This window comes from Aminobacter sp. P4_H6_2 (assembly GCF_056400805.1).
Map to the genome: position 1 here is coordinate 1 of NZ_JBFUKO010000424.1, position 4,717 is coordinate 4,717.

Annotated in this window: 6 protein-coding genes and 1 pseudogene; 5 read left to right on the forward strand and 2 right to left on the reverse strand. The window is 62.4% G+C overall.

The window, feature by feature from the left end; genetic code table 11:
* Positions 1-404, forward strand: a 404-nt coding sequence (locus AC1DUU_RS23395) for a MarR family winged helix-turn-helix transcriptional regulator (RefSeq protein WP_476785776.1), incomplete at its 5' end; no start/stop codon positions are given.
* Here AC1DUU_RS23395 and AC1DUU_RS23400 read toward each other — a convergent pair.
* Positions 405-644 (reverse strand): hypothetical protein, encoded by a 240-nt coding sequence (locus AC1DUU_RS23400; RefSeq protein WP_476785781.1) that lies wholly within the window; start codon positions 642-644, stop codon positions 405-407. It lies immediately after the preceding gene.
* On the opposite strand from AC1DUU_RS23400, the gene AC1DUU_RS23405 reads away from it, so the two are divergent.
* The 3 genes from AC1DUU_RS23405 (at position 559) to AC1DUU_RS23415 (ending at position 3,518) form a co-directional block, all read left to right on the forward strand.
* On the forward strand, positions 559-1,443 hold the full coding sequence (locus AC1DUU_RS23405; RefSeq protein ID WP_476785779.1) for a DMT family transporter: 885 nt from the start codon (positions 559-561) through the stop codon (positions 1,441-1,443). The two genes, AC1DUU_RS23400 and AC1DUU_RS23405, sit on opposite strands and share 86 nt — an antisense overlap.
* Before the next feature lie 63 nt (positions 1,444-1,506).
* The gene (locus tag AC1DUU_RS23410; RefSeq protein ID WP_476785777.1) at positions 1,507-2,541 is read left to right on the forward strand and encodes a LacI family DNA-binding transcriptional regulator; all 1,035 of its coding nucleotides are present in this window, start codon (positions 1,507-1,509) and stop codon (positions 2,539-2,541) included.
* A gap of 44 nt (positions 2,542-2,585) precedes the next feature.
* Positions 2,586-3,518: a 2-hydroxyacid dehydrogenase gene (locus AC1DUU_RS23415; protein ID WP_476785780.1), complete on the forward strand. Its 933-nt coding sequence runs from the start codon at positions 2,586-2,588 to the stop codon at positions 3,516-3,518.
* A gap of 8 nt (positions 3,519-3,526) precedes the next feature.
* Here the strand turns inward: AC1DUU_RS23415 and AC1DUU_RS23420 are convergent, their stop codons facing one another.
* Positions 3,527-4,300 (reverse strand): gamma-glutamyl-gamma-aminobutyrate hydrolase family protein, encoded by a 774-nt coding sequence (locus tag AC1DUU_RS23420; protein WP_476785778.1) that lies wholly within the window; start codon positions 4,298-4,300, stop codon positions 3,527-3,529.
* 299 nt (positions 4,301-4,599) lie between these two features.
* On the opposite strand from AC1DUU_RS23420, the pseudogene AC1DUU_RS23425 reads away from it, so the two are divergent.
* Positions 4,600-4,717: pseudogene (locus tag AC1DUU_RS23425) on the forward strand (ABC transporter substrate-binding protein); the annotation flags it as partial.

The following is a 4,717-nucleotide window of genomic DNA, read 5'->3' on the forward strand; positions in this document are numbered from 1 at the left end:
GCCAGGACCAGATCATGCTGTCGCTGCACGACGACAACGGCCAGACGCCCGGACAGCTCGCCTCGCGGCTCGGCGTCCGTCCCCCGACCATCACCAAGACCATCAATCGGCTCCAGGCGCAGGGTTTCCTCGAAAAGCGCGCCTCGGATACCGACGCCCGCCAGGCTCATATCTTCCTGACGGAAACCGGTACGGACGCCATTCGCGCCGTGGAGAAGTCGGTCAAGAAGACCGAAAAGCAGGCGCTCAAGGGCTTCGACAAGAAGGATCTGAAGCAGCTTTCCAAGCTTCTGCTGCGCATCGAGGCCAATTTGTCGGACCTCACGCTCATCGACGACGAGGTTGCCGAAGTCGAGGGTGCTGCCGAAGCGGAGCCCGAAGTGGAAGCCGAAGCGGCGGAGTGATCACTTCTTCGGCTGGACCACGACTTTCGCCTTGCCGGACGGCAGCACTTCCCGCATGAGCTGGAAGTAACCTCCGTCCTCGATTTTCCGGCCTGCCAGCGTGTCTCCCCAAAAACCAGCAGAAACAGCAACGCCTTCATCGGCGATCCTGCTGATATTCGCCTCGGGCCTGATTTTCTCCTTCCTCGACACCAGCGCCAAACATCTGGTGACATCGGGTATGGCGGCGCCCTTCGTCACCTGGGTGCGTTTTGCCGTTCACGCGCTCATCGTCATCGTCCTGTTCAAGGCCTGGCGACGGCCAGAACGTCTTGTGCCGCAAAGCCTGAAGCTGCAGATCCTGCGCGCCGTGTTCATGTTTGGCTCGACGATCTTCAATTTCATGGCGCTGCAGACGTTACAGCTCGCCGAAACGGTGTCGATCAATTTCGCCAGCCCGATGGTCATCACCGCGCTTGCCGGACCGCTGCTTGGCGAATGGGCCGGCTGGCGGCGCTGGCTCGCGGTCCTCGTCGGCTTCATCGGTGTAGTCGTCATCACCCGACCGGGCTTCGGCGGCTTCGACATGGGGCATATCTTTTCCCTCTGCGCCATGCTGAGCTCGTCACTCTACACGATCATGACCCGGCAGATGGGCAACCGCGAAACGGCCGAAAGCCTGATCCTCTACTCGGCGGTGGTGCCGGCGATTTTCATGCTGCCGGCGGTCCCCTTGGCCGGTTCGCTGCCGGTGCATGTCTATGACTGGCTTGTGCTGTTCGGGCTCGGCGTGTTCGGCGGCTTCGGCCATTGGCTGCTGATCAAGGCCTACCAGCGCGCGACGGCGACAGCGTTAGCGCCTTATCCCTACCTCCAGATGGTGTGGATGATCATTCTGGGCTGGCTTGTGTTCGACCAGTTGCCGGACCGCTGGACCCTTGCGGGGGCTGCAATCATTGTTTCCAGTGGCCTCTACATCATCCACCGTGAACACACGCTCAGGGTCCGCAACCGTGCTGCGCCAAATGCCGAAACCGAGGAACTGGCAAAAAAGCTTTGATTTGCCGTTGAACAATGGCATACGGCTTTAAACGGTTTAAAAGACCGTTCGTTCACGCTGCGGATGGAGGGCCCGCTGGCTCAGAAGATCAAGCTTTCGACGATCGCTGACGCACTTGGCGTATCGACTGCCACCGTGTCGCTTGCGCTGCGCGATAGCCCCCTTGTCGCTGACGCCACCCGCGACCGCATCAAGCATCATGCCCGAGAGATCGGCTACATCTACAATCGCCGTGCCGCCAGCCTGCGCACTTCGCGCTCGGGCATCGTCGGCGTTGTCGTCCACGACATCATGAACCCGTTCTATGCCGAGATACTGCGCTCGATCGAAAGCGAACTCGACCGCAGCCGGCAGACCTTCATCCTTTCCAACCACTATGACGACCTCGAAAAGCAGCGCACTTTCGTCGACACGCTGCTGCAGCTCGGCGCCGACGGGGTGATCATGTCGCCGGCTATCGGCACGCCGGCCGAAGACATCATCATGGCAGAGGAGAACGGCCTTCCAGCCGTGCTGATCGCGCGTTCGGTCGAAGGTGCAGAAGTACCGGTCTTCCGTGGCGACGATGCCTATGGAACTGCGCTCGCCACCAACCACTTGATCTCGCTCGGCCACAAGCGCATCGCCATGATCGGCGGCACTGACCAGACCTCGACCGGCCGCCACCGCTACCAGGGTTATCTCAACGCCATGGAAGCGGCGGGACTGGAAGTCCTTCCATCGTGGCGCATCGCCGGTCCGCGCACCAAGCAGGGCGGCTTCGAGGCGGCGGGGCAGTTTTTGGCACTCAAGGACAAGCCGACGGCGGCCTGTTGCTGGAACGATCTCGTGGCCATTGGCCTGATGAACGGCATCGCGCGTGCAGGTCTGGTGCCCGGCATCGATGTCTCGGTCACCGGTTATGATGATCTCGAGGAAGCGCAGATCGCAACGCCTGCGCTGACCACCGTATGGAACGGCCAGCGCGAGGTTGGCCGCCGCGCCGCAAGCGCGCTTCTCGACAAGCTCAACGGCCAGTCGGTGCGGCCGTCGCAGGAGCTGATCAAGCCCGAGTTGCATGTCAGGCAGTCCACCGGAAAACCCAAAGAACGCACATGACCGCATCGAACATCGAAGCACCGGTGATCCTGATCCCTTGCCGGATGCATCCGCATGTCACCGAGCGGCTCAAATCGGCATTTCCGCTGATCCACGTCGCCGAAGGCGATCCGGCATTGCTGACGGACGAGACGAAAGCAAACGTTCGCGGCATCGCTTCGATGGGTCGGGTCGATGCCGCCTTTATCGATGCGCTGCCCAATCTGGAGATTATCGCCAATTTTGGCGTCGGTTATGACGCGGTCGACGCCCGCCATGCCGGTGCACGCGGCATCATGGTCACCAACACGCCCGATGTGCTGACCGAAGAGGTCGCCGACACGGCGGTGGGCCTGCTCATCAACACCGTGCGCGAGCTGCCTCGGGCAGAGGGCTGGCTGCGGCAGGGGCACTGGGTCCGCGAGGGCGGCTATCGGCTGACGGCTACGCTGCGCGGCCGCCGCATCGGCATCTTCGGCATGGGTCGCATCGGTTTGGCTATCGCGCGCCGGCTCGAAGCCTTTGGACTGCCGATCGCCTATCACAATCGCCGCCAGGTCGAAGGCCTTGCCTACGATTACCATCCGACGCTGAAGGAACTGGCGCTCGCGGTCGACACGCTGATCTCGGTGGCGCCTGCCACGCCCCAGACCGAGAAGATCGTCAACGCCGAGATTTTTCAAGCACTCGGCGCCAATGGCGTCTTCGTCAATGTCGGCCGTGGCGCTACGGTCGATGAGGCAGCACTGGTCAAGGCGCTGTCGAAGGGCACGATCCTGGCCGCCGGTCTGGATGTCTTCGCCGACGAACCGAATGTGCCGCAAGCGCTGATTGACCTGCCCAATGCTTCGCTCCTGCCGCATGTCGCCTCGGCGACTGTTCATACGCGTCAGGCGATGGCCGACCTTGCGGCCGACAACATCTTTGCGTGGTTTTCCAACGAGCGCCGGGCGCTGACTCCGGTGCCCGAGACCGCGCATGTGACGGCCAAGGGCTAAAGGGCGGACTATTCCGCTGCCGTTCGTGCTGCCTGACGGGCGAGCGCATAGGCCCGCACGGCATCGCCGAATGCCTTGAAGATACGCTGCGAGACGTCGTCGGTGCCGACCCAGTATTCCGGGTGCCACTGCACGCCGACGGCGAACGCACGCGAGTCGCGGACCGAGACGGCTTCGACCGTGCCGTCGGGCGCCACCGCCTCGACCTGCAGCTTCGAACCGAGCCGTTCCACTGCCTGGCGGTGGACCGAGTTGACCAGGATGTCGCCTGGGCCGAACACACCAGCAAGGCAGCTGCCCGGCTTGATGGTGGCCACCTGGTGAATGGCGAAGCGTTCGTCCTGGTTGTCGCTGACAGGCGCCCGGTGATCGGCGATGCCTTCGCGCTCCTGGATCTCGGTGGCGAGCGAACCGCCAAGCGCCACGTTCAGTTCCTGGATGCCGCGGCAAATGGCGAGCAGCGGCACGCCGCGTTCGATCGCCTTGCGGATCAGCGGCATGGTGGTGGAGTCGCGGGCGAAGTCGTAGGGACCATTGGCCTCGGTCGCTTCCTCGCCATAGAGGCGCGGGTCGACGTTCGACTTCGAGCCGGTCAGCATGACGCCGTCGACGGAGGACAAAAGCTCGTCGAGGTCGAGGCGGTCGCCGAAATTGGGCACCAGCACCGGCAGCACGCCGGCACCCGAGATCGCCGCCTCGAGATACTGCTGGGGTGCCGCGTGCCAAGTGTAGTTCTCGAACTGCTTGACGTCGGTCGATACGGCAACGAGCGGCTGGTGCATGATAGCGTTCAAATCCTTATGGGAAGCATGCGGTTTCCTTGCCTACAAAATAGGCGATCCCAAGGCACTTTTCCAACACAAGTTTGCATATCTCGTATGCGCCTGGCAGCGGGGATTAGACTATAGTTTTAGATGCTTGCGCTGCAGCAAGGTTTTCGGCAATCAAACATTCTCCGCCCAGTCTGGCGCGCTTTACTCGCCCCCTTCGCCGTGTATTGATGCCCGCGGCGTTAGTCGTGGGAGGCAATAATTTCCCGAAGCGTCGCACTAGTCTTTCGGTCCAGTATGGGAGGATTTTGATGGATCGCCGTTCATTTATCAGGAAGGCCGGCACGACCGGCGTGGGGGCTGCTGCCGCTGCCGCGACGCTTGCGGCACCGGCAATTGCCCAGTCCAACCCCAAGGTTACGTGGCGCC